16 protein-coding genes and 7 pseudogenes are annotated in these 24,222 nt (G+C 58.8%); 8 read left to right on the top strand and 15 right to left on the bottom strand.

The genetic code is table 11. From position 1 onward, the window contains the following. The 3 genes and pseudogenes from P0D96_RS44540 to P0D96_RS44530 form a co-directional block, all read right to left on the bottom strand. Positions 1–252: pseudogene (locus tag P0D96_RS44540) on the bottom strand (transposase); the annotation flags it as partial. A gap of 612 nt (positions 253–864) precedes the next feature. Beyond that, positions 865–1,023, bottom strand: coding sequence for a hypothetical protein (locus tag P0D96_RS44535; RefSeq protein WP_408320415.1), 159 nt, complete (start codon positions 1,021–1,023; stop codon positions 865–867). Next, positions 993–1,817 carry a porin family protein gene (locus P0D96_RS44530; protein ID WP_408320413.1) on the bottom strand — a complete coding sequence of 275 codons (825 nt, stop codon included), beginning with the start codon at positions 1,815–1,817 and terminating at the stop codon, positions 993–995. The genes P0D96_RS44535 and P0D96_RS44530 overlap by 31 nt, the downstream gene beginning before the upstream one ends. Before the next feature lie 276 nt (positions 1,818–2,093). Here P0D96_RS44530 and P0D96_RS44525 point away from each other — a divergent pair, with 276 nt between their 5' ends. Then, positions 2,094–2,753, top strand: coding sequence for a response regulator (locus P0D96_RS44525; protein WP_408320411.1), 660 nt, complete (start codon positions 2,094–2,096; stop codon positions 2,751–2,753). Positions 2,754–3,791: 1,038 nt separating this feature from the next. On the opposite strand, the pseudogene P0D96_RS44520 reads toward P0D96_RS44525, so the two are convergent. Then, positions 3,792–4,110: pseudogene (locus P0D96_RS44520) on the bottom strand (type I restriction endonuclease subunit R); the annotation flags it as partial. Positions 4,111–4,490: 380 nt separating this feature from the next. Here P0D96_RS44520 and P0D96_RS44515 point away from each other — a divergent pair. After that, positions 4,491–5,360 (top strand): undecaprenyl-diphosphate phosphatase, encoded by an 870-nt coding sequence (locus P0D96_RS44515; RefSeq protein ID WP_408320410.1) that lies wholly within the window; start codon positions 4,491–4,493, stop codon positions 5,358–5,360. A 362-nt stretch (positions 5,361–5,722) separates the two neighbouring features. On the opposite strand, the pseudogene P0D96_RS44510 reads toward P0D96_RS44515, so the two are convergent. The 4 genes and pseudogenes from P0D96_RS44510 to P0D96_RS44495 all read right to left on the bottom strand — a co-directional run. Then, a pseudogene (locus P0D96_RS44510) lies at positions 5,723–5,908 on the bottom strand (IS5-like element ISCARN85 family transposase); the annotation flags it as partial. 26 nt (positions 5,909–5,934) lie between these two features. After that, positions 5,935–7,380 (bottom strand): efflux transporter outer membrane subunit, encoded by a 1,446-nt coding sequence (locus tag P0D96_RS44505; RefSeq protein ID WP_408320409.1) that lies wholly within the window; start codon positions 7,378–7,380, stop codon positions 5,935–5,937. Between the two features lie 292 nt (positions 7,381–7,672). Continuing rightward, positions 7,673–7,809 (bottom strand): annotated as a pseudogene (locus P0D96_RS44500) (IS110 family transposase); the annotation flags it as partial. Between the two features lie 309 nt (positions 7,810–8,118). Further along, positions 8,119–8,583 (bottom strand): DUF4148 domain-containing protein, encoded by a 465-nt coding sequence (locus P0D96_RS44495; RefSeq protein WP_408320408.1) that lies wholly within the window; start codon positions 8,581–8,583, stop codon positions 8,119–8,121. Between the two features lie 197 nt (positions 8,584–8,780). On the opposite strand from P0D96_RS44495, the pseudogene P0D96_RS44490 reads away from it, so the two are divergent. After that, positions 8,781–9,934, top strand: a pseudogene (locus P0D96_RS44490) (IS1182 family transposase); the annotation flags it as partial. 430 nt (positions 9,935–10,364) lie between these two features. Here the strand turns inward: P0D96_RS44490 and P0D96_RS44485 are convergent. After that, a complete protein-coding gene (locus P0D96_RS44485) occupies positions 10,365–11,387 on the bottom strand; it encodes an IS110 family RNA-guided transposase (RefSeq protein ID WP_408320407.1) in 1,023 nt (340 codons plus the stop codon). A 394-nt stretch (positions 11,388–11,781) separates the two neighbouring features. On the opposite strand from P0D96_RS44485, the gene P0D96_RS44480 reads away from it, so the two are divergent. After that, entirely contained in the window at positions 11,782–12,444 is a 663-nt protein-coding gene (locus tag P0D96_RS44480; RefSeq protein ID WP_408320406.1) for a DUF1003 domain-containing protein, read from the top strand. A 309-nt stretch (positions 12,445–12,753) separates the two neighbouring features. Further along, positions 12,754–13,542, top strand: coding sequence for a COG4705 family protein (locus P0D96_RS44475; protein ID WP_408320405.1), 789 nt, complete (start codon positions 12,754–12,756; stop codon positions 13,540–13,542). Positions 13,543–14,583: 1,041 nt separating this feature from the next. Here P0D96_RS44475 and P0D96_RS44470 read toward each other — a convergent pair. From P0D96_RS44470 to P0D96_RS44450, 5 genes and pseudogenes are all read right to left on the bottom strand, one after another. Next, positions 14,584–14,754: pseudogene (locus P0D96_RS44470) on the bottom strand (chromate efflux transporter); the annotation flags it as partial. 74 nt (positions 14,755–14,828) lie between these two features. Beyond that, a complete protein-coding gene (locus P0D96_RS44465; protein WP_408320404.1) occupies positions 14,829–15,659 on the bottom strand; it encodes a polysaccharide deacetylase family protein in 831 nt (276 codons plus the stop codon). Continuing rightward, a complete protein-coding gene (locus P0D96_RS44460; RefSeq protein WP_408320403.1) occupies positions 15,656–16,771 on the bottom strand; it encodes a glycosyltransferase family 4 protein in 1,116 nt (371 codons plus the stop codon). Before P0D96_RS44460 ends, P0D96_RS44465 begins: the two co-directional genes overlap by 4 nt. A gap of 1,544 nt (positions 16,772–18,315) precedes the next feature. Next, positions 18,316–18,864 carry a hypothetical protein gene (locus P0D96_RS44455; RefSeq protein WP_408320402.1) on the bottom strand — a complete coding sequence of 183 codons (549 nt, stop codon included), beginning with the start codon at positions 18,862–18,864 and terminating at the stop codon, positions 18,316–18,318. Positions 18,865–18,960: 96 nt separating this feature from the next. Continuing rightward, positions 18,961–20,019 carry an IS110 family RNA-guided transposase gene (locus P0D96_RS44450; RefSeq protein WP_408320401.1) on the bottom strand — a complete coding sequence of 353 codons (1,059 nt, stop codon included), beginning with the start codon at positions 20,017–20,019 and terminating at the stop codon, positions 18,961–18,963. A gap of 302 nt (positions 20,020–20,321) precedes the next feature. Here P0D96_RS44450 and P0D96_RS44445 point away from each other — a divergent pair, with 302 nt between their 5' ends. From P0D96_RS44445 to P0D96_RS44435, 3 genes and pseudogenes are all read left to right on the top strand, one after another. After that, the gene (locus P0D96_RS44445; protein WP_408320400.1) at positions 20,322–20,615 is read left to right on the top strand and encodes an IS3 family transposase; all 294 of its coding nucleotides are present in this window, start codon (positions 20,322–20,324) and stop codon (positions 20,613–20,615) included. Between the two features lie 892 nt (positions 20,616–21,507). Beyond that, positions 21,508–22,530 carry a YncE family protein gene (locus P0D96_RS44440; protein ID WP_408320398.1) on the top strand — a complete coding sequence of 341 codons (1,023 nt, stop codon included), beginning with the start codon at positions 21,508–21,510 and terminating at the stop codon, positions 22,528–22,530. A gap of 185 nt (positions 22,531–22,715) precedes the next feature. Further along, positions 22,716–23,343, top strand: a pseudogene (locus P0D96_RS44435) (DDE-type integrase/transposase/recombinase); the annotation flags it as partial. Positions 23,344–23,627: 284 nt separating this feature from the next. Here the strand turns inward: P0D96_RS44435 and P0D96_RS44430 are convergent. Continuing rightward, the gene (locus P0D96_RS44430; RefSeq protein ID WP_408320396.1) at positions 23,628–23,915 is read right to left on the bottom strand and encodes a DUF4148 domain-containing protein; all 288 of its coding nucleotides are present in this window, start codon (positions 23,913–23,915) and stop codon (positions 23,628–23,630) included. Between the last annotated feature and the right edge of the window lie 307 nt (positions 23,916–24,222).

Below are 24,222 nucleotides of genomic sequence, written 5' to 3'. Positions count from 1 at the left end.
CGCGTTGTCCTCGCGCAGTTGCCGGTTTTCCGCCTCGAGTTGCCGGATACGCTGCTGCTCAGCGGTCAGCGGCTTGCCCTCGCCGGGGCCACCAGCACGCTCCGCATCGTACTGCGCTACCCAGCGGCGCACGGCTGTCTCAACAAGGTCCATCGACCGGCTCACCTCGCTGACCGATAGTCCCTAGTCCCGCACCATCCGTACTACTTCCAGCATGAAGCTGGCGTCAAATTGTCGGCGCCTTCTTGTCATCTTGCTCGTTTTCCTCGTCGATTCGAGATTGTCCTCCTATCGACCTGTCCGAGGAAATTAGACCACTACACACCTCATCCCACAGTCGCTCAAATTTGTCTCGCGCGATTGGACCGGGCAGACCTGACGCCAAAAGATCGGCAAAGTCGGTTTCGATTTCTTCTATCGGGCGAGAGGACATATTCAGAGTCCGAGACACGTGGGAAGGCGACAACAATCGTCTCGCCCAAATGATAACAGTGTCGATCTACGCCCTAGCGAGCGAAGGCGGGAGCCAAAACGTCAGTGTTGTGTTCGTCTGGGCACGAACGGCTCGTCGGCACCCCAAGAAAACCCGCCACAACGGGCGGGCTAACTGTTTCCCGGAGAACGCCTCTTGGTGACAGAACTACCGGCGCCGTGGTCAGGCCTCTCGCGCCCGATTACCGCACTTGATGTAGTTTGTCACCCCTTCTTCAATACGCGGCTCTCCCCAACGGAAGCGAATGTTCCGCTGCCACGCGTCGAGCCTCAACGTTGCAAATATCAGTGATCGTCGGTTGAAGAGCGGCTCCTTCTTGCCCCACGCGGATCGCGACAAGACCCGCCGTCACTCGACCGTTCGATCACGCCTTAGAAGCGGGTGCGCATGCCGGCACCCACCACCGCCTGGTTCTTCGTTGCCGCAATGCCGCCGATATAGGAGCTTGCGCCTTCAAATGCTGCCTGGCCCGAACCCACCTGTGCCGACAGACCGCCGCTCAGGTGTGACCAGTTGGCGATCGCGTACACGTCCGTGCGCTTCGACAGGTTGTAATCCGACGACAGGCTGACCTGGCTCCACTTCGGCGATACTGAGTTCGAGCGTTGCTGAACTTGCCATCGGTGTAGGTGTAAGCCACGCCTAGGGTCAATGCCGGGGTAACGGTGTAATGCGCGTTCACTTCGTAGTTCGTGAAATGAACATATGCGGAGTTCGCAAGCGACAAAGCCGCGGTGCCACTGGTGAACCCGGTTGCATTGTCCAGCTTGCTGTCCGTGATCACAAAACCAATTTTCGCCGAGCCGAACGTGTAGTTCAGGCCGCCGCCGAAGATGCGCTGATGTCCTGCAGTCAGGGCCGCATCAGCGCTGGTGCTGGCGGTGCTGCGATCCACCGCGCCACCGGTGTTGGTGACTACGCCCAGGCCCGCAGTGCTGTTGGTCAGGCTTGCCGATTCGCGCTGCGCAGCACGTTGGGCCATCACGTCGATGCTCAGGCGGTAATTGAACGCGCGCGTGGCGCCGGGGTAGTCGCTCGACACGCTCAGTTGCGCGTCAGGCAGCAGTCCGGCTGAATAAGCTTGTGCCCAGGCGATGCCGAGATCATCGCGGGACCGCTTCAGGTCGGGATTGTTCGCGACCGCCAGCATCGCGACTTCGTCGATGTCGAGCCCGTCGGATGGATCGAAGCGATGCGTGACCAGGTCAGGCAGCGGCATGGTAAACGGATCGATCTGGACGCGTTCGAGCGAGCTTGCCGAGGTCGAAGTATCCTGCGGTGAGAGCGGTTCACAGTGATACCACGTGCAACCGCCGAGCAGCATCGTGCAAATGGGTACGAGCACGCGCAGGTTTGCTGCGGGGGCGACCGTCGATCTGGCCGCTGCGCGGCGTTAAAAACGGTCAAAAGTCGGCTCCTGAACAATACGGGCGATATCGCAGAACAGGTGCCGATTCTGCTGATATAAGGAGCGCTTAACGGGGATTTAAGCTTCCGATAAAGAGCCCGTCAGCGTCGCTAAGCTTCCGCCACGGAGGCGATAAGGAAACGTTAAGCTAACGGGCCGGACAATGTGGGCAAGCTGACGAGAGGAGCGGCCATGCGTCTGCTACTGGTCGAAGACGACGACATGATTGCGGAGACCGTAATAGGCGCGATGCGCCGCTCGGGCTACACGATCGATTGGGCCGAAGATGGCCGCGCGGCGGAACTGTCACTGAGGAACGGCGTGTACGACCTCGTGCTGCTCGACCTTGGCTTGCCGAAGAAAAACGGCATCGACGTACTCAATGTCTACCGCAAGAGCGGCGGCGCCGCGCCCGTGATCATCCTGACCGCGAGTGACGCTGTCGATGACCGAATTCACGGCCTGGACGCGGGCGCCGACGATTACCTGATCAAACCATTCGACCTCGACGAACTGGCTGCGCGCGTGCGCGCGCTACTGCGGCGGCGCACCGGCCAGAAGCAACCTATCTATGCGCACGGCGAACTCACGCTCGATCCCGCGGCGCACGAAGTCACCAAAGCCGGCGAGGTGCTGCCGCTCGTGCCGCGCGAGTTCGCCTTGCTGCAGGCGTTGATCGAAGAGCCCACGCGTGTGTTCACCAAGCCTGAACTGGAAGAGAAGCTGTACGGCTGGGGCGAGGAGGTGGGCAGCAACACCATCGAAGTGCATGTGCACAGCTTGCGGCGCAAGATCGGCGCGGAGCAGGTGGTGACCGTGCGCGGCGTCGGCTACCGTCTGAAGACGTGCTGATGACGTCGATTCGCCGCTGGCTGACTTTTGGGGTGGCTGCGGCCTCGGTCGTGGCCGGCTACGGCATCTTTCACCGCGCGCGGAGAGGCGGGCGAACCGTTCGACTACGAATTGCGTACGGTGGCCCTCTCGGTGCCCTCGAATCTCCAGGGCACCGGCGCGGACGAACATCGCAGCCCGACTTCGGCGACCTGGCCGGCGACCGCGTCGTTATTGAAATCGAGGGCCGCGCGGGTCTGCTCGTCTATCAGTCAATGCGGGTACCGGTGTTCTGCGGCAGCCCGAGGGATTCAGCACGGTGGAGCGCGAAAAGTATCACTGGCGCACATTCGGAGTGCGGCAGCAGGTGTTGGAGTTCAAATTCGCTGCTAGCCATGTTCATAGCGGCGCTTTCAGGATCACTAATAATGCTAGCGCGCCTAGTACACGCCCGAGAACTCGGCCAGAGGTGTCGGTCAGCACATCCCGTCTTGAAGGCGCGTAAGCGCGGTGCGAAGGTGATGCCATCGTAACGACGGAGCAGGCAATGGACGACGCAACGGGCGAGGCCGTACCGACGGGCGCACGGCGCCCCCGGCAAGGTGAAGCATTCTGGCGCGAGATGGTCATGGCGTGGACCACAAGCGGACTGGGCCTTCGACGTTTCTGTCGTGAGCAGCCATGGAACGTCGCTGCAAAGCGGTGAGCCTTCTTGCCAAGCCCAAAGCTCATCGATTGAACCGGGGTCGGACAGGATGAGGATACTGAAGCGACATCATCCCTCGCGCCTGCACACAAATCTACAACGGCCCTCATGAGGCGCTTACAAAGCGGTGACCGTGATAAAGCGATTTCTTTTTCTTCATCACTTCATTCTACCGCCGCCTCCCCATCATCCTGACTGTGGCCAAAAACGATCCGGAAGACAGGCAGCCGCGAATGTGCCCAGATGCAATGCAAAGCAGTGCTACGAGTTAAACCTTAAAAGAACCTTAAAAGGACAGTTCAAAAAGGCTGCTCCATACGCTTGTCTCGCGCTCGAGCACGCCGTCATGCAGGGGTCCTGTCATGCCAGATGAAGCCGTCCCCGTTGCGCGAGAAGGCGAACGGAACGTCGAGCATGTCGGCGTACGCAAGCGCCTGATGAATGCCATCGCGCACCGTTTGGTTGTTGTCTTGTGCTTCGACAAACGAAAAGACTATCCGGCGCGCGGACTACGTGCTGTATTTCAAGCTTGGTATTCCGCTCGCGACGCGCTTCGCCCGGTTGCCCCGCACGACGACGCGACCGCAGGTCAGCGCGACTTCTTCCAGCAACTGGGTATTCAGGTCCCATCCGGCTGCAGTGATCCGCCGGCGAGATAAATTTGCTGCAGATGTCGCGTTCTTAAAGCGATTTTTATTCACTGGGTCTCTCGCTTAGCGGTCCCGGTTTCGTAGGGAGTGCTGTTCGTTTGCCCGTGTTTTATCAATCAGCCGCATGCAGGGCGCGACGACGACACGAGGTGTTTTGTCAAGTTCTTCGGGGCTATCGAGTAGCGCTCGCTGGCTTCGGTCTCGCGTACGTGCTCCAGGATCTCGTCGAGCCCTGTCTGGGCTTAGCTTCTGAACAAATGAAATAAAGTCGTCCGGACCCAAAGCCCAGTTGTATGGCACAGCGAACACACGCTGAACGCTTATGAAAGTAAAGTTTCGCGTGAAGTGCTGACAGGATTTGCTCGGCGCAATTCTCCATACCCGATCCGGAAAGGACATATTTTGGCAAATGCATGTTCTGGCGGTCTGGATATCGGCTTCGCCTCTCTGAGCTATTTGCAGATTGGATTTTTGGGTCTCGTTCAAGGCATCACTGAGTTGCTGCCCATCTCATCGACGGCGCACATGCGCATCGTTCCCGCCATGCTCGGCTGGCCCGATCCGGGGTCGGCCTTTTCCGCGGCAATGCAACTGGCTGCGCTGGCAGCGGTCGTCAGTTACTTCTGGCGCGACGTGCGAGGCGTTGTAGTGGGGAGCGTCACTGCCATCAAGCGGCGTACGTACCAGGATGACTCATTTCGCCTGGCGATAGGAATCGTGCTAGCGACGGTGCCCATCGGCATGGCTGGCCTCGCCCTGTCGTCCACGCTTAATGCGTGCGGCACGCCCCTGAGACGTCTGTCAGTGATTGGCGGCGCCTGCATTGTGATGGCCGTTTTGCTAGCCATCGCAGAACTGACCTGTAGTCATCGCCGCACCGTCAACGAGATGCGTTTGCGCGACGCACTCATTGTCGGACTCGCGCAGATAGGCGCCCTGATCCCGGGCGTGTCGCGTTCCGGATCGACCCTGACAGCAGCACTCTTTCTTAACTTCAAGCGTGAGGAGGCCGCGCGCTTCTCTTTTCTGCTTGGGCTACCCGCTATTGCCCTAGCCGGACTGAAAGAGCTTTGGGTACTCTTTCATGCGCACGTTCCCCTCGAAGCGTGGTCGTTACTGCTTTTCGGACTGGTGGTCGCAAGCGCATCGGCATTTGTTGCTATCTGGGGACTCATGAAGCTTCTCGAGAACTTCTCCACATGGCCGTTTATTGTCTATCGCGCGGTGCTTGGTGTATTGCTCCTCTTCGCCGTGCAGTTCAACCTAGCTTAGCTAGCAACGCAGTGGCTGCACATGTGGTCCGGTACAGCAACGCGGGGGTTCCGAGAAAAAGACGAGGCGGCCGAGGTAGACGACATCCCTACCGTTACGTACCGCCTCGAGAGCACCACTACCCCCCCGACTCGATATTCACATTGAGTACAGCGTACGTCGCCCGCCGGAAGCCTGAGCCTGGAGCGAGGCCCCCTCTTGAGCAGGCCTCAAGCCCGCGTGAAAACTTCTGGGGAAGTCGATTGGGTTTACCATGGTGCCCGGACAGAGGCCGCAGTGCGGAAAAGTCGGCGTCGCGAGGCCGCAAAAACCTGCGCCAGCACGGTCGGCTCAGTCGGCAACACCGAGGCCTGTTCACACTGTCTGAGTTCATCGACGATGAGCGCGAAATTGATGACGGCGGGCAGCATGACGTTCAACTTGCCGAATCGGCAGAAGATACGACGGCAGACTTTGAGGCGACGAAACTGGCGTTCAACGTCGTTTCTGCGCTTGTACATTTCGCGGTAGTATTCCCATTTTTCAAGACGGTCGATTTTTGGTGGCACCCTCATATACCTTGCTCAGCGGTCCGTCACATAAGGGCCCGCCGTGGCGTCGCTTCACGATTCATCTGCATTGCATTCCAGCCGCCTCCGAGCGCCTTCACCAGTCCCACCGACGACACCATGCGTTGCCCGGCGATAGCCGAGAGCCTTTGCTCCGCTGTGAAAGCGGAGGTTTGCGCGACCAGCACGTTCACGTAGCCGACCGTGCCTGCCTTGTATTGATTGTTCACAATGGCCAGCGCCTGTCGCGCCGACTCCACGGCTTGCTGCTGGACCACGGTCTCCTGCTCGAGAATGCGCAGCGAAGCGAGATTGTCTTCCACGTCCTGGAATGCCGCCAGCACGGTCAGCCGGTACGTGGCGACCGTCTGGTCATAGGCCGCCCGGGCCGCTTCGGTCTGGGCGCGGCGTAAGCCACCGTCGAACAGGTTGGCGGCAAGATCGGGACCCAGCGTCCAGAAGCGCGACGGCGCGCGCAACAATTCGGATACCAGCGAACTCTGGAAGCCTCCCGTCGCCGACACAGTCAGTGTCGGGAAAAACGCCGCGATTGCGACGCCGATCTGCTCGTTCGCGGCGGCGGCTCGGCGCTCGGCCGACGCGATATCCGGACGCCGCTCAAGAATAGCGGACGGCATTTCGGCGGGCACGGCGGGCGGCGTCGCGTTGAGCGGCGACGGGGGAATCGAGAATATCGACGCCGGCTGGCCGACCAGCACCGCAATCGCATGTTCGAATTGCGCACGTGCTACCCCATTGTCGATGGCAGCCGCCTGCGCCGACTGCAATTGTGTTTGCGCCTGAATTACATCGGACCGCGCGATGAGACCCTGCGCATACCGGTTTTGCGTGAGTTGCAGCGACTGCTGAAAGGCGACGACGGTATTATCGAGCAACGTCTGCGAAGCATCGAAGGCGCGAAGCTGGAAGTAGGTCTGCGCCAGCGTGGCTTGCGCCGACAGCCGCGCGTTGGCGAGATCGGCAGCGGCGGCTTGCTGCCCCGCCTGTTGCCCTGCAATCGTACGGCTCACTCTTCCCCAAAAATCGGGCTCCCACGATGCGTTGAAGGAGAGATTATAGCTCTTAGTGAACGGGCCTGAAGGCGATTGGGCGCGCGATTCAGACGCGTTGAAACCGACTGTAGGAAAATATGCGGCGCGGGCTTCGCCGACCAACGCGCGTGCTCGGCGGTAGGCCGCCGCGAATTGAGCAATGGTCTGATTCGACTGATTGAGCTCGTATTCAAGAGCCGACAGCTGCGTGTCGTCGTAGATGGACCACCACGCGCCCCGATCCAACTGATCCGCGGGCTGGGCAACCTTCCACCCGTCGGGCGCTTCCTTGAAAGCGGCGGGCACGACCGTAGCGGGGCGCGTATAGTCCGGACCAACGGCGCAGGCGCCCAACATCCCAGCGAGAGCGCACAAGATCAAACCCGGAGAGCGCGCTCGAACGCACGCACGGCAGATCATTCTGGAACACCGCCCGTTGCGAATTCTCATACACTAACCCGCATTGCTTTTGATCGATCGTTTGGCCACTACTTCTGATACGAGGAGACCCTCGAATTGTACGCAACAGCCAAGCTCTTTTTTCTCAAAAGCCCTTGGCGCCTCCCCTCCCCCGGAGCAGCCGCGACCGCGTTTCCCACCGCCCTGCAGACTGCGCGCTTGAATTCTTCGCTCCGCTCATGGAGCGCTATCAGGCCGAGAGCGTTCGAGCGGGCCAGTAGCGAGAAACCCGCCATCGTCTCGTTATACTACTAGCGCTCTGCGGGCTGAGTGGAGAGAATCGCTCGGGATGGCGTAACAGCAGATCGAGTGCCAGTTCAGCATCGGTGGGATCGTCCTGGCTCCGCTTGGCTCGAACGCCTCACGATACCTGGCGAGCGTCGAGGGATTGAAAAAGATTGCACGCGAGCCGCTCGGAGCTGATACCTCGACGTGCACGTAGCGCCTCCTATCATCGCGTATATGCCCAAACTGAATGACGCGAATTTGAGTGTGCGGGGCGGGCGCAAGCCACTTTTTTTTCCACCAGGTAATGCAAGGACTTCTCGGCGGTGCTCATGGTCATCTCCTTCGCTCGCCCACCCCGCATCCGGCCAGAGACTCAGGTGCTACGACCCGTAGCATAATGCGACGGGGATGGTTACAGCGTAGACCCGCTCACCAATTTACGATAGTTAATGTTTTTAACTGTAAAGTGTTTTATTTATACATTGTTCGTCTTGGGCGATCGTGATACCGCGCAAGGGTCAGGCTGCTTAACCTTTGGAAACGAAACTGCGCGAACGCGGTCGCCCACCTCATAGGTCGAACGAAGTGGCCGGCAGTGGCTTGTGAGACACGCGAGCGTGAGTGCCCGAAGTAGATCGAGTGAGTCGACCCGGTTACCGTCGGCGCATCCGCCTGCGATGAGCCATCCGACACTCCGCCGGCGCCCGTGCTCCCCGGCGCCGTGACATCCTGCGCTTGAACGCGCGCCTCCGCCGCCTGAATATCTGCTGGGTAGTTCACATCGTAGGCAGCCGGGCGGTACCCGGCGTGTTCTGCTTGAATCAGATCCGCGCGTAGTTCGGCACGCGTCAACGGACCCGTAGTGTCCTGTGCGAACGAGGCAACTGGGGTGGCGAGTACGCCGGCAATCAGCGCTGCATAGATAAGGGTCTTCATAATGAAATACCTCCTGCACTTGAATTTGGTCAGCTTCACGCCGCCGTGACTGAAGCCTCCGATCTCACTACCTCGTCGAAGCAGGAGTGAGTGATCCTTATTCTGTACAGCGAAGATTGATGCACACTGACGCTCACATAACATTGGTGTCATGTTCGCTTCGCCTTTCAGGAATGACGGGGCCGCCTCGGAAGCAGGGTCGTCTGGCGCCGGACTTCAAGACGATAGCCGACTTCCGTCGTGACAACGGCATCGGAATCCGCAACGTGTGTCGCCGCTTCGTAATGCTGTGCCGTAAGCTGAAGCTGTTCTCGCAAGCGCTTGTTGCCATCGACGGCAGCAAGTTCAAGGCAGTCAATACGCGCGATCGCAACTTCACCGAGGGTAAGGTCGATGAGCGCCAGAAGCAGATCGAGGAGAGCATCCAGCGGTATCTGAACGCGCTGGAGACTGCCGATCGTACTCAACCCGCTGAGCTGGAGGCAAAGACAACCCGCTTGCAGGACAAGATCGCACGCTTGCGCGAGCAGATGCGAAACCTCGACCAGATCAAGGAGCAACTCAAGACACAGCCTGATGGCCAACTCTCGATGACAGATCCAGACGCACGTTCCATGGCGACGAGCGGAAGAGGATCAGGCGTGGTGGGCTACAACGTACAGGTGGCAGTTGACGCGAAACACCACCTCATCGTGGCTCACGAGGTCACAAACTCTGGCAGTGACCGGGCACAGCTCAGTCCTATTGCGAAGGCTGCGCGCGATGCGATGGGCAAGACCAGACTGCGGGCAGTCGCGGATCGTGGCTACTATAGTGGGCCTCAGATCAAGGAGTGTGCGGACGCAGGGATTGCGGTCATGCTGCCGAAGCCCACGAGATCAGGCGCGAAATACCATGGCCGATTCGCCAAGGCAGGCTTCATTACATTGCGCGGGACGACGAATACCAATGTCCAGCAGGAGAACGGGCAATTTACCGCTACACCGTCGAGGAACACGGAATGCAGCTACACCGTTACTGGAGCAGCGCCTGTTCGCAATGCGCGATGAAGCCACAGTGCACTCCGAGCGACCAGCGACGGATAAGTCGATGGGAGCATGAGTCGGTGCTGGAAGCAGTTCAACGTCGGCTGGACAAGACGCATGATGCGATGACCGTGCGCAGGCGAACCGTCGAACATGTCTTTGGAACGTTCAAGCATTGGATGGGCTACACGCACTTCCTGAAGCGCAGGCTGCCCAACGTGGGAACCGAGATGAGCTTGAACGTACTCGCCTACAATCTCACGCGAGTGCTGAAAATCCTGGGCTTCAAAAAGACGATGAGGACGATGCGGCTGGAGGGTGCGTGAGCACCCCGTAGACCTGAAACAAAGTCCTTACACTCGTCTATAACGCGTCATAGGGATCGCCTTCTCGTCAGCGCCGTGATGGCCGCAAAGGCAGCCAAACGCGACGCTGGGGTCAGCGGTCACGCGTCGCATTGTTATGCCATCGGGTTTCCACACAACCTTATATGGACACCGCCCGGTTTGCCAGGTTGATCTTGATGTGATGTTAAAACGAGGTATCGGCTGCGGTCTTATATCCGGCCTGTAGTGCAAGCCTAAGCCCGCGGGCCCTGATGGAATTCGCCGGGAACATCCTCATCTGGGCCACGCACTTTTAAGCGCAAGGCTGTGTTCAGGTTTATGTTCCTGCGGTCCGACCTGTTTCGCCATCACATGTTAATCAACCTCAGCAACCTATCGGCACTTCACCTTGTCTTTCGTTGCTCATCTGCTAAGCGGGTCTCACGCTGACGTAATTCTTCTCGTACGTCCTGCCGTGGGCCAGAATGGCCCATGCGGTGCGTGCCATCTTGTTGGCGAGGGCTACTGCCACAACATTCGCTGGTCGTCGCTCCTGGATTGCCTTCTGCCATGGAGTCGGCACCTTCGCGTGATACATCACCGAACGAGCGCCGTGGATCAACAGCGTGCGCAGGTACGGATCACCTCGCCGGGAGATCGATCCCAGCCGGATCTTGCCACCGGTGCCGCTTTGCCTGGGCACCAGCCCGAGGAACGAGGCAAACTCGCGCCCGGACCTGAATGTTTTTGCATCCCCAATGGTAGCGACCAGCGCAGTCGCCGTAAGCCTGCCGATGCCTGGCACTTCCGTGATTGCCCGGCACGCCGCTTCCTGCTTGTGCCACCCACTTATCTGCTTCTCAAGCTGGTCGATATCCTGCTCGATCCCGTCGATGCGTCTCAACTGGTCCTGCAGGCTGCTGAATATGGTCCCCGGCAGCGCATCCTCGAGCTCTGCCATGCGGGCTCGCATCTCGGTGAGGCCGGCCACGCGTCCTGCCCGGAATGACACACCGAACTCGTAGAGAAGCCCTCGTAACTGGTTCACCTGCATGGTGCGGAACTTGATCAGCAGCGAGCGCATCCGGTGAAGACCGAGCATCGCCTGCTGGTCTTCTGTCTTTGCCGCTACAGTTCGCATCCCCGGTTGCTGCACCGCCGTCCAGATTGCCTGCGCATCCGCCGCGTCGGTCTTGTTGGTCTGGACAAACGGTCGAATGAACTTCGCATGCAACAGCACCACCTCGTGCCCGAGCGCCTTGATCTTGCGGGCCCACCAGTGCGCGCTACCGCATGCTTCAAGCGCCACCCGGCCCGCAGGCCGCTGCCCAAGAAACGCGATCAGCTCGTCGCGTCGAAAGCGTCGATTGGCTATCTCGCCGGTTTGCGCGTCGACCCAGTACATCTGGAAGATCTGCTTTGCAACATCCAGTCCGTATGTCGTAGCATTCATTTGGGCCCTCCGTTCCTCAAGTGGACGTGTCGAAACGCCACTCTGGCACATTGATGCCGATCGGTTCTGGAGGGCCTCCGCGTTCCTGCTGGACCCTGCGTCCCCGAAGGGAGGACGGTGTCCATTCCATCTAGGTCGCAGGCTGTCGCATGCGGCGTCGGATGGGCACGGGCAGCGAGTTCACGCTCAGGCTGCCGGTCGTCGAACGGCCCGCCACCGTTTGCGACGGCGCATGAGCGGATTGCCCCCGCGATCTATAATTTAACGGTGCATTGGTGTGATAGAGACGCGCGGCGCCTTTGTTTCTTTGGGCAGTGAACGCACTAGCCGCGATGCGCCATCAGCATCCGGTAGGCCGCTTCTACGCGACGGGCGATCAGACCTGGAGGCCGCCATGAGGAATCGTTTGACGACCAGCTTTACGTCATTCGTTGCGGCGTACCTGCCCGCCGTATTGCCGCAGATCTCACTGGCTGCTCGTCTCCAACGACTATGTACTGGGGGAATGATGGAAACAACGAAGCCCGGCTCCGCCACAACTCCGCTCGACGTTCCCAACGTTGATCACTTCCGCTTTCACCGGCCTCACGCGCACCTTGCGCCAGCGTTTGGCAACGACAAATTCGCCCTCAAGGCGGAAGCCTTCGCTCGTTTCTTTGGGACGCCCTTTTTCTTAGGCGCACAGACGGTAATCGTCGGTCTCTGGATTGCGGTTAACGCCCTCGGCTTTACGAAATTTGACGTTTACCCGTTCATTCTGCTCAATCTCGCATTCAGTCTGCAGGCAGCCTATGCCGCGCCGCTTATCTTGCTTGCTCAGACGCGACAAGCAGCGCGCGACAACGTGCACGCCGAGGCTGACGCACAACACAGGGAGGCTCTTGCAGTTGCTAACGCACAGCGGCAGGAAATTGCTGCCCAAACCGCAGCACAACTGCTGGAGTTGCTGCAGCGGAATACCGACCTGACCGAACTTACCCAGAAGCTGATCCAGCGGGTCGAGACGCTGACCGGCGAGTTGCACGAGAAACTCGTGCAACGAGAGCTAAAACAGTAAACACGGCTCGCCGCAAATCTTGTCGTGCATGAGCTACCCCTCGACGAGCGTGACACGCGAGCCAAAGGAGCGTCGGATCGCCATGGCGAAGGGAGCTCCCGATCGATGACGGCTGCTCATAGAATGGCAGGGACCGGCCAGAAGCGGTAAGTCGAACGCAGGCACCAATTTGTGCCGTCGTGCCATCGTCTCGGCAAGTTGACGGTGGAACGACTGAAAACCGCCTTTGACTCCCTTAAGCGACTGTTAAGCGACCATCAGCGATGCTTGGCCATGGTTGCTGTTTAACATTGAACAAGGGCACTCGATATGAAAAGCGACGCGCAGCAAATATTGGAACATGCGGTCAGCAAAGTCCCGCAAGTCACTTTGGGCTTCTGGATTGTCAAGATTGGCGCGACCACGCTTGGAGAAACGGGCGGCGACTGGGTGACGATGTCGCTTAACCTGGGCTATTTGATCGGCTCGGCTATTTTCGCGGTCATCTTTGTCGGGCTCGTTTCGGGACAGATTAAGGCTGACCGGTTTCATCCGTTCGTATATTGGGCGACGATCGTCGCGACCACGACACTTGGCACGACCATGGCTGACTTCTTCGATCGATCGCTTGGCGTGGGTTATCCGGGCGGCGTCGCCATCGTGTTCGCACTGCTGCTTGCGAGCCTCGTCATCTGGTACAAGGCGGAGGGCACTGTGTCGGTCCAGAGCATCACGACACGCAAGGCCGAGTGGTTCTACTGGATCACAATCCTGTTTTCGCAGACGCTCGGTACGGCGCTTGGCGATTGGGTAGCAGGCTCGGACCGCGGCGGCCTAGGTCTCGGATACGAGTATGGCGCGCTGATTTTCGGAGTCGGCCTGGCGATTGTGGCGGGTCTTTATTTCTGGGCGCGTGTCTCGCACACGCTGCTTTTCTGGGCCGCGTTTATCCTGACGCGCCCGCTTGGCGCGACGCTTGGAGATTTCCTCGACAAACCCATCGCTGAGGGCGGTCTGCACATCAGCCGGCTGTATGCATCGCTGATATTGCTGGTCTTCATTGTTGCGAGCGTCACGCTGATTCCTCAACGCCCGGCAACACGGGTAGAGGAGGCGTGAGCGAGCGACGAATACAAGGAAGGCGCTTGATGGGGGATGACTTCGCCTGCTGCCGGTCTGACCTGTCGCTGTCGCTGCCTGTCGCGTCCTGGATCAAACCGGTCATCAGGCGCAACTCGCGAACGTGTGCTATCGAGAGAGATTGAAGGGCCGTTGTGGGTTGATGCTGTTGAAAAAGTCTCGGCAGTTGGCTAGCGCACCGCCGGCCAGAAAATCAACCGCTCAGATCGGCCTACAAGCCGTTCGCGGACCTCGGTTAAGGGTAAGCCACCCCATGAAAAACCTCGCTATGTAGACCGTCGCCGACTTCTTCGACAGCATCGGTTGACAAGAGGCGTTCGCTCCCCCCGATCGCGGCCGTTCGCGAGGCTTGCCATACGCTGGAAAAACCTAGTTTCGGATGCACAGCGACCACGCTCTTGAGATAGTTCTTCTTAGCTCCGCCCAGACTGGACGCTGCAGAACGGTTCCTTCACAAACCGCTTCTTCGACCCGGATCGAGACCATGAACAACTCGTTGATCTGCGCAAACAGTGTCACGCACTTCCACAGGTAGTCGACATACTTGATGGTCTGCAACTTGCCCGTTCGCCCCGGCCGGAATTCGACTGTGGTGTTGGAGTTCGTTAATTTCGCTAGCCAGAGACGGAGGTGCGAGCGGGCGTCCCCGCCAAGGCCAGTTCAAGCTGGTCCATCAGTTCCAGCAGATTGACTTCCCCTGCTCTCCCGCTTCTGCATAGGGCTGCTCCCCTATAGCTGTCGAAATACGCGCTGGCGTCGATGGCACCACCAATCGTCAAGCTCCAGCGACATCTGTTGTTGAAGATCGCTAATTCTGCTAGCGGTGCCCATAAGGGCGCTAATGCTGCCCGTTTATTTTGGTAGCGTGGCTTTTCCATCGGAACACGAACACTCTGCCCGGAACGACTAACTAGGCGCAGCATGATACCTCGGTTTTCGACGTCCACACACGCACTTGAGACGGCATCCGAATTAACTCCGAAAGTCCAACACCGTATGGGGTTTTCGGTCGCCTCAACAGCGTAGCGCTTGCCCGCAAGGCAGCGCCGCAAGCAGAAGTAGAAGGCCTGGCAAGAAAATGCCCACTGCAGCGAGCAACGCGCCCGTCCAGTAATCCGGCGCTTCGACCATCATCTAGGCTAGAAATGTATCGAACGCAAACAAGGGGTAAGGGATGGCCTGCGCGGCGCCATTGAGCACGCATTTTTTCCGAGATTCACTTCACTCTGACAGGAGCACGGAGTAATCGTAAGACAGTGCGGCGATCACCGCTTGATCTTAAGATATGTCCGGCTGATTGCGGGTCGACTGTGCACCCACAGCCGCGACGCAAGCCACGACGTCGGCCGGTCGCGCACCTCGAGTCGAGTAATCGAGCGAACGGCATTTTCGTCGTTTCCGGGGTAATTCGACCCCGCCTCGCATGTGTAGAAATGTCGGAAGCCCGCTTGAACGGCGACGCGTCGATAGTCGTCGTCGTAGTAGCCTTGAGGCCAGCACAGATGATCCGAGCCCGCGCCAAGCCGTGCTTTCAAGGTCGTGCGCGAGTCGATGAGGTCGCGCGCGAGTCTCGCGCACTTATCGTCCGCATCGGCTGACACTTGATCCCATCTCACATGACTATGCGTGTGGCTGTGAAATTCGAAGGTTCCGGCTTCGCGCATCGCATCGATCTCCGACCATCGGAGAATCGCGCGATCGCTTTCCCCGTTCTCAATCGCCATTTCGCCGTCGCGGTGATTGAGTAGCGGCGGTAACACGGCACCTGAGCGCGCATGTGCGCGCGCGCGTCCTTCGCCGATCCAACTTGTCACCAGAAAGCACAAAGCGGTCAATCCGTGTGCCTGTAGAACTGGATGCGCATGCACCCAGTTGTCAAGATAGCCGTCGTCGAATGTCAGCATGACGGACTTTTTCGGCAACGGCTCTCCTGCCAGATACGCGGCTAGTTGCATGCTGCCGATCGTCGTGTAACCCGCGTTTGCAAGGTACGCCATTTGCGCCGCGAAGTGATCGGGTGATACCGTAATCATGCCCGGCGACGTGCTGATATGGTGGTACATCAGCACGGGCACCGCTCTGGCGGACCGGGTCATGCCGCCGGCCGCCATCGACTGCATGCCTGGCGCCGACGATTGATACCGCGCCGATATAAATCGATGGTCTCGTTCGCCATACTCTCGACCGTGAAATTGCTATCCGTCTTGAGACGGCCGGCCAGTCCGAAACGCGCGCGCAATGGTGCGTCGTCGACCAGGCGCGTGAGCGCGCTGCGTAATGCATCTACGTCCTGTGCGGGCACCAGCAAGCCGTTCACGCCAGGGTCGATCAACTCGGGTACGCCGTCCACGTGTGTGCCGATCACTGGCAGACCCATCGCCATTGCTTCTATAAACGCCTGGCCAAGCGCTTCCTGGTGAGTCGGTAGCACGAACAGATCACAGCCACGCAGCACGTTGTTGATGTCCTTGCGAAAGCCCAGCAAATGAATACGATGGGATAGCCCGAAGCCCTCAATCATCGACTTGAGCCTGTCAAACTCTCCACCCTCGCCAGCGATCACGACATGTAGATGCGGCCGGTCGATCATCATCGGCCTCACCGCTGCGATCAGTTCAGCGTGCCCCTTATTCCCGCGGAGCATCGCCACGATTCCAGCGATGACAGCGTTCGAATCAAGTCCGAGTTCATCGCGCAGCGTTGAATGCGTGAGTGGGTCCGGTTTAACGATGCCGTCATATATTGTTTCCACACGGCTTTCCTGCATGCCGGCGGAAATCAGATAGTTGCGCACGTAATGACTCACCGCGACGACGCAGTGCGGGATCCAGTTATATGTAGCCAGCGACGTGATGGGCAGCGCCAGATGCCGAGTCCGGACAATCAGTGGCGTTCCCGCGAGACGTCCGGCCATCCCGGCGATCAGGCTGTCATGACCGCTGTGCGTATTCAGCACATCAAAGCGACGCCGGTCAAGAATTGACCGGATTGTCAGCATGGAGCGCCCGTCGGCGCCGCCGCGCATGCGTGCGTGATGCACCGTAAAGCCTTCGGCTTGCGAACGGCTCCCGAGCGTTGCATCGTCAGGGCAGACGAGTTCCACGTTGTGACCCAACTCACGTAGCGCGATCATTTCCTTGAGTGTACGTACTTCCTGGCCGCCCCAACCCCGAGATGACTCGCTATGGAGAACCCTTAATGCTTTCATGCGCTGACTGTCTCCTCTCAACCACTTTTTATCGCCGGGGAGCCGGACCCGTAACGATTTGTAATATTCAATTGGGAGCAGTTCGCTCTAGGTCAACACCGGCGTGTTAACAGGTTTTACGGCGTTCACCGGTCGACAACGGGCCATGGAACATTCCGCTCCGATGCCTGTGCCATCGATCCGGCCGGCCGAATCCCCTTCGCATTGAATCTCTGAGGTTTTATTGAGTTAATCGCAGGCGTTTCCGGCTCAATTGCGGGACACGGTATCCGCAATCCACACCGAATCTACAGATTCACTCTGAAGGAAACCTTAAGCGAGTCGGGCTGATCACACACGCCATGCGCCCTCTTACGCGAAAAGCCAGGCTTATGCCGCCATGAAAGGGTCTAGCCTCCGAGTCGCGCTAGAACCTGAGAGTAGGTAAATTGCCGTCTGTCAGGGCAGTACCGGGCACGGAAACGGACGCGAGTCGAGCCGTGGGTCCCTGAAAATTGGTCAAAAGAGTTCCAAGGCCAATCTAACGCGGAGCTGGAAGCGGAGGTTACCGTTAAGGCGCATATCCGCAGAGAATCGAGCGAGAGCCGGTCGTTTCCTGTTGCAGTCACAGGCGGAGTGGCGAATAGCCCATCACGGATATGGTCGCCCAATTCCCAATTCAAGTTTGCGCTGGACACACCGATAAGAAGCAGGATAAACGCACCATTTCTTCATTTCATAAGAAAGTATTACCGACGTTCGACGTGTTGCTCGCCGATCTCGCGATTCCTGGCATATCGGGTATCGAACTCATGTAAAAAGCAGTGAAGTTGAGGCCAACGCCGCGCGTCATCTCGCCTCGGGCGACGAGATGCCTGACTCCAGCGCTGTCGTTCCGCTGGGAGATATTGCGCAAGCCTATACATTGCACGACTGGACGGCGCACTGGACAACTCCGAGCTTTAAACGCTCTCGTCAATGTACTGGCGACAGTTCGCGTGAGATCTACGTATTATCTAAAACACTGCATACATAAGAGGCGATTGCGTCGTTGGCGACTGTCTCAGCTCAATCCAAAACCCGACGGACGAAAATCGTCCTGAGCGACCGGAACGGGTCCGATGCCGGACCTAAGGAACAAGTCGAGTCGCTTCTTACTGAGCAATCAACCGGGCGATGTGCCCGTCCCTGTGTGGGCGTTTCAGCCAAGTAGAAATCGTGACCCGGTTGCGCTGTGCGATGACGGGACGCTCCCAAACGGCTCAGCAATTCCGCCTTCTTGGCGGCAAACTCCTCATCGCTGAAAATCCCTTCGCGTGCAGTTGGGCGAGCTTCTCTATGGTGGCGAACACGTCTGCCTCGCGGCGACCGACTGAGTGCTGACGGGCTCCTCCTGCACCGGCGGCGACGCCGGCTGCGGAACCCCACCGACCGAGGCAACCGGCAGGCTGGCGACAGCAACCAAGCCGTGCTGGCTCGCGAATGTGAGGGACGCGCCGCGGGACTGCTGCTGTGAGAAGCCGCTGATCTGGTATCGAGCGTATCGTAAATCGTCACCTTGCCGTTCACTTCGATCGCCGGCGCCGGGGCTGTGCGAAGTAGGCATAGCGGACGTCGTTCTGCGCGCCGGTGCTGTTGGGCCGCCCCGGATCAGCGGGCCACGAGTCACCAGAGGTGCCGGGGGCGGGCGGAACGAACAGACTTACCGGTCCAACCGGTCCGGCTGCAGTCCGCTGCTGGTTGCTGCCACCGTACTCACCGCTCTGCTGTTGTTGCTGGCCGCCGCCGTCGTTGCCGTGCTGCTGAATACCCTGGCTCTGCGACTGGAAGCTGCCGCTGCGAATAAGGTCGGGCTGATTTGCCATCAGGCGGGAAAGCTCGAAACAGAGCCCATCGACCCGGCCGTTCAGGTAGTTGTTGACATGTCGGAGACCATGGTCATTTCCACCGCATCCACTGGCCGGAGCACCAAATTCGGGGTCATTGAACTGGGCCATGCTGCCGTTACCGCGAATCACAGACTCCAGCATGCTCATCACGGCGTCCGTGCTGAAGCCATGTCGCTGGGCTACTTCTTCGATCAATTGCTGGCCGGCGGGGGTAAGTTTTCGCATGGTGATCCACTCATAGTTTCTTCCGACACCGGATTGTATAAACTGCAGCGCCCCTGCTGAATGCCGGACGGGGCAATTCAGCGAGGATCGCGAGAATTAGGCAACGTGGCTGTGGAACAGTTCAGTGCACCAGCGCGAGACGATCGGTGGACTGACATATTCTTTCTGGTATGGGCGGTCGTGGGCCAGTACCGCCCAGATCGTTCTTGCCATTTCGTTCGCCAATGCGACGATCACCACGTTCAGCGGTCGTCGCTTCTTCATCTGCTCGATCCATGGGCCCGGTTCCTTCGCGTTCGTGACGACGCTACGCGCACCGTGAATTAGCATCGTTCGAAGATACGTGTCGCCGCGCCTACTGATCCCGAGCAGCTTGATCTTGCCGCCGGAGCCGGTCTGCTTTGGCACCAACCCGGCCCACGCTGCAAATTCGCGACCGGAACTGAACGCCTTGGGATCGCCCATCATTGCGACCGCCGCAGTTGCCGTCAGCATTCCGACGCCCGGAATCTCGCTGATCGCGCGCACAGCCTTGTCCTCCTTCTTCCACGCACGAATTCGCCGCTCGATCTGCGCGATCTGCCCGTCCAGTTGCGTCAAGCCGTTCCACTGTTCGCGCATCGTGTCGATCAATACTGTCGGCAGACGCTCCGACACCCGATCCAGGACCGCCGGTATCGCCTTGTCGAGCGCCGCCCGACCTTTGCCCATCACTTCGCCGTATTCGGTCAGCAACCCTCGCAGACCGTTGATCTGCATCGTCCGGAACTTCACCAGTTGCTCGCGCAGGCGGTGTAGTGCAAGTACCGCTTGCTGCATCTCCGTCTTAACCGCAACCGGCTTACCTGGCTGCTGTACCGCCAGCCAGACCGCCCGCGCATCCGCCGGGTCGATCTTGTTTCGGATATTGAAAGCCTTCACAAACTCGGCGGGCATCAATCTGACCTCATGCCCCATCCTCGTCAGCTGCCGTGCCCAGTGATGCGCACCGCCGCATGCTTCCATCCCGATCAGGCACGGTGCGCGATTCGCAAAGTACTCAAGGAACTTCGTTCGCTTGATGGGTTTGTTGACGATTTCTCCCGTCTTCGCGTCCACGTGGTGTACCTGAATCAAGTTTTTTGCAATGTCGATACCAACAGGCGTGAGCTTCATGTCGAACCCTCCAGTTAGCCAGTGAAGACCTGAATAATCTTCCAACTTTGGCAACCTCGATACCGTCGGGCCCGTGAACGTCCGCTGGAATACGGGGGTAGGAGGCGCTCATTTCATTCTCACGCAGCGGCTTGATTTTCCCGGGAGACGGGAGTCATATCGCCGAAGGATACACATTCACGAGCGCGAATCGGGCCCGCTGGCCCCTCGCCACGGTGGCGCGGCTCCTCAGAGTCTCCACGAATGGTTATTACGGGTGACTGGCAAGACAGCCATCGGCGCACGCATGCAGTGACACGCAGTTGCTGGCGCGCATCCCTACCCTGCATGCGAGCTCGCGCGGCACGTCCGGCGCACCAAGTATTCACGCGCCGTTCCCGCGTGAGGGAGTGCACGTGGGGCGCAAACGGGTCGCCCGTCTGACGGGTCTGGCTGGTCTGTACGGGGCCACGCCGGCGCTGGAAGGTCGGTCACATACCAGCGCACGGGACCTTACCATATCGCCTTTGCACGACTCAACTGCCTTACCGCGACAGAACCAGGATGCGCGCTGGCATGATCAGACCGTCAATTACATTCAGGTCAATGGCATTTAATACTTCGGAGCTTTCTTTCGGACAGTCACCCAGCAATAGAGCCGCTATCTCGACCGGAAGCTCGTACGCTGGGCACCGGGACTCTGCGACGCGCGGCGATCAATTGTGCGAGAAACTCCGCGCGCGGGAGCCGCCCGATCCGGCAGATGACGCCCCCCATTGCCAAGGAATACACAAGTATCAGTCCGAGGTGCGACTTATCGAGCGCGGACAACTGCCCATATGACGGAACGAATATGTCGTCGGCAATGCTAAGTCCAAGAATCATCGCGACGATAGCGGGCGCAAGGTCGAAGCAATCATCGACGACAGCGGCTGCAATAAGAAAACACCGTATCCGGCATGATCGGTTCAAGAATGTGGCGAAGCATCGCATGGGCAACAGACGCTAGCGCAAAGACCATGCATAGATATGTTCGAAATCGCTGAGGTGTGTGACAACTTGAATTGTTTGCTTTCATAGTGCCCAAAAGACAGGCTGACGATGAGTCCGATGTCGAAGCAAGCGCATCTCTGCTACAAGCACGGCTTTCGTCTGATAGTGGATAGCTTGAGGATCGTCGGATTGCGGATAAAAACTACAGGACATGCATGGACGCAGCCTTACGGCGGTCGATAAGCGGCGGAACTGGTCCTCCTCGATCTTCAGCCCCTCCTTCTGCGGCATTGCAGGTCAATTCTGGTCATCAGGAGCGGCGCAGATCGTGCGGCTTTGTTGAAATTACCGTAACCGATCATCTTTATTACATTGTCGACATCTTCCGTCGAAGCGATCAAATCCCGGCTATAAGTCAATTGTTTCTTACGGAAGTTGAATCGTTTCCGTCGCATCGTTGCGCGATATCCGAGCGTGCACCGAACTACATTCACGGCTGTACCACCGGCACCTACGATGAAAAAAAGCTTACTTTCTATCAGTCTTGCGGCCGCGTTTGTGCTGTCCACGCAGGTTCTCGCCGCGCCCTTCCCTCAACCTCTTCGACTTCTGTCCTCCACGCCGTTGCCGGCAGTGACAGGAGGCGACTTCGACCACTTCGCCGCTGACCTCACACGTAACCGTCTCTATGTTTCTGCGGAGGATTTCGGATCGATTGAAGTGTTCGACCTTCCTTTAGGCGGCCACCTCGCCAGCGAGAGGAATGTGGCTACTCACCCGCACAAGATTCTGCTGGGCGATGACGGCAAGGCACTATTCATCGCCGATGCCGGGTCCTCGAGTCTCAAGATCGTCGATACTCGAAGCTTTCAGATAGAGAAAACGATCCCCGTGAAGCCGCAACCGGATAGCGGTGTCGCCGATGACAGGACGGGCATTTTCTATGTCGGAAATGGCGGAGTTAAATCACATGAGGATCACGCTCAGATCAGCCTGATTTCAATGGTCGACGGAACTCTTCTAAGAAACATCGATGTGCCTGCGGGACAGGTGAAAGCTATGGCGATCGACAGGGGCAAGGATCGTCTGTATATCAATTTCCGCGACAGAAACGAGGTCGGTATTATCGATCTTAAGACCCGCAAGATGACTGGCATCTGGAAGGTACCTGGGCCGAGTCGCAACTCGGCAATGGAGTTCGATCCCGCCACGAACCGGCTGTTTATTGGTGCCCGCAATCCGGGCAAGCTGTTCGTGCTCGATACTAACGAAGGCGTGGTTGTGCAGGCGTTGGACATCGTCGAAACATCAGACGAGATTATTTTCGACACACAGCATCACCGCCTCTATATTGCCGGATCGAACGGGCTCGACGTCGTGCGTCAGGTCGACAAGAATCACTATTCAGTCGAACAGCACGTGAATACCTTCGGTGGCAAGACCGCGATCTTCATTCCATCGCTCGAAAAGCTATATGTCGTTCATACCAAAGGGCCGTCATCATACGAGGCAGGGCTTCAGGTGTTTTCTGTTCAGTGAATTTACAACGAGGCAGCGACTTCCCCGTTGGCCAATTCGCGGCGCTTGATTCTGCCTCCGTTTGCGCTCCTTTCACTTCGCTCTTACTCTTTATGTCAGCCCTCTTGCATGGACTGGAGACATGGGTAACAGGTGTACGGAGACATGGGTAACACTCTGGGCGAGCGAATCGCCTGGAGCCGGCCATGCCCCGGAGCCCGAGAGACACCATGAATCTGTGTCTGGAGTTCGTTCAACTGGCCTCGCAGCAAGGCACCAACCGTCGCGAACTGTGCCGGCGCTTTGGCATTAGTCCGAAGACCGACTACAACTGGCTCGATCGCCACGCGCAGGATGGCGCCACCGCGCTGACGGATCCCGTCGTACCAACCGCCGGCACAATGGTCCGGATCCTGCGTCGACACGGCCTGATCGTGCCCGAAGCATCGCTGGCGGCGAGACCCTGGACGCGCTTCGAGCACGAGCAGTCCAACGATCTGTGGCAGATGGACTTCAAGGGCTGGATTGAACTCGTCGACGGGCGGCGCTGTTCGCCGCTGACGGTGCTCGATGATCATTCACGATGTCGTGCTGGACGCCTGCGGACCGACCGACACGCAGGCCGTACGCAGGCGGCTGCGCGAGTCGTTCCGTCGTTACGGGCTGCCGTTGCGCATCAACGCCGACCATGGCTCGCCGTGGGGAAGTCCTGCCCGGCCAGGACAACTCACCACGCTGGGTATCTGGCTGATCCGTCTGGGCGTGAGGATCTCGTACAGCCGCCCGGCACATCCCCAGACCAACGGCAAGGATGAGCGGTTTCACCGTACGCTGTGATTGACGCCTTCAGTTTTCTGGCGGAGAAAAACCAGCGAGATTCATTGCTCGGGGCAAACGAGCAATGACGCAATACTGCGGAAGAAAGCCTGAAGGATTGATTCAACGACTTTGCAGCAAGATTCAAGCATCCTGTTTGCCTGCATCGCCAGTTTGAGGCGCCAGCATGCTAATACTTCTCATGTTCGGAGTACTGTGGTAGTTGACCTGCTGCGCAAGTTGAAGTGCGGACGGGCGCCAGCTCGAACGGGGGCAATGCTGCACGCCAAGCCACACCGGCATCAGTTCGTGTCAGTTTCGGGATGAGCCGCTGGCATGCCCCGTGTCTTCACCAAGCGCGCTCCGTCCGTTCCGTGCTGGATCACGTAGATTTCGCGGTTATGGGCGATCGTTGCCGCCGTCGGCGGGTAGTCGTCATCGCGGGTCGGCACCAGCCCTTCGGCCTGTGCCTGCTGCAACTGCGCCATGACATCCGCGCGCGTCAGCCCCGACGTGCTGGTTTGCGCAAAGGCATTCGCGCCGAACGTAAAGCTGAGTGTGGTGACGGCAACAGCAGCAAACAGTTTCATGATGTCTCTCCGGGTAGATGCAACAAATGAGTGGCCTGAATCGCACCACCCATTCTTGTCATTTCCCCTGTCAGAACACTGACCGCGAAATTACCGTTCTGTTATCTACGCCGTCCCGGCGAAACGCCGCGTGAAGCCACTCCACGTCCACGCGCATTCGCATCAGCGCCCACATAACAGAACGCTAATCTAGCCGACGGCAGCCGGTCAGCGCCGCCACGCCACACTCCTGACTCACGAAGCCCGCGTCACGCGCCCCCCGCAGCACTGCATCGACGCGTGTCTCCATCGGCCTTTTTTCAGGAAC

The organism is Paraburkholderia sp. RL17-347-BIC-D, from assembly GCF_046027915.1.
Taxonomy (GTDB): Bacteria; Pseudomonadota; Gammaproteobacteria; order Burkholderiales; family Burkholderiaceae; genus Paraburkholderia.
The sequence above is the reverse complement of the archived record's forward strand: the minus strand, read 5'-3'. Positions and strand labels throughout refer to the sequence as shown.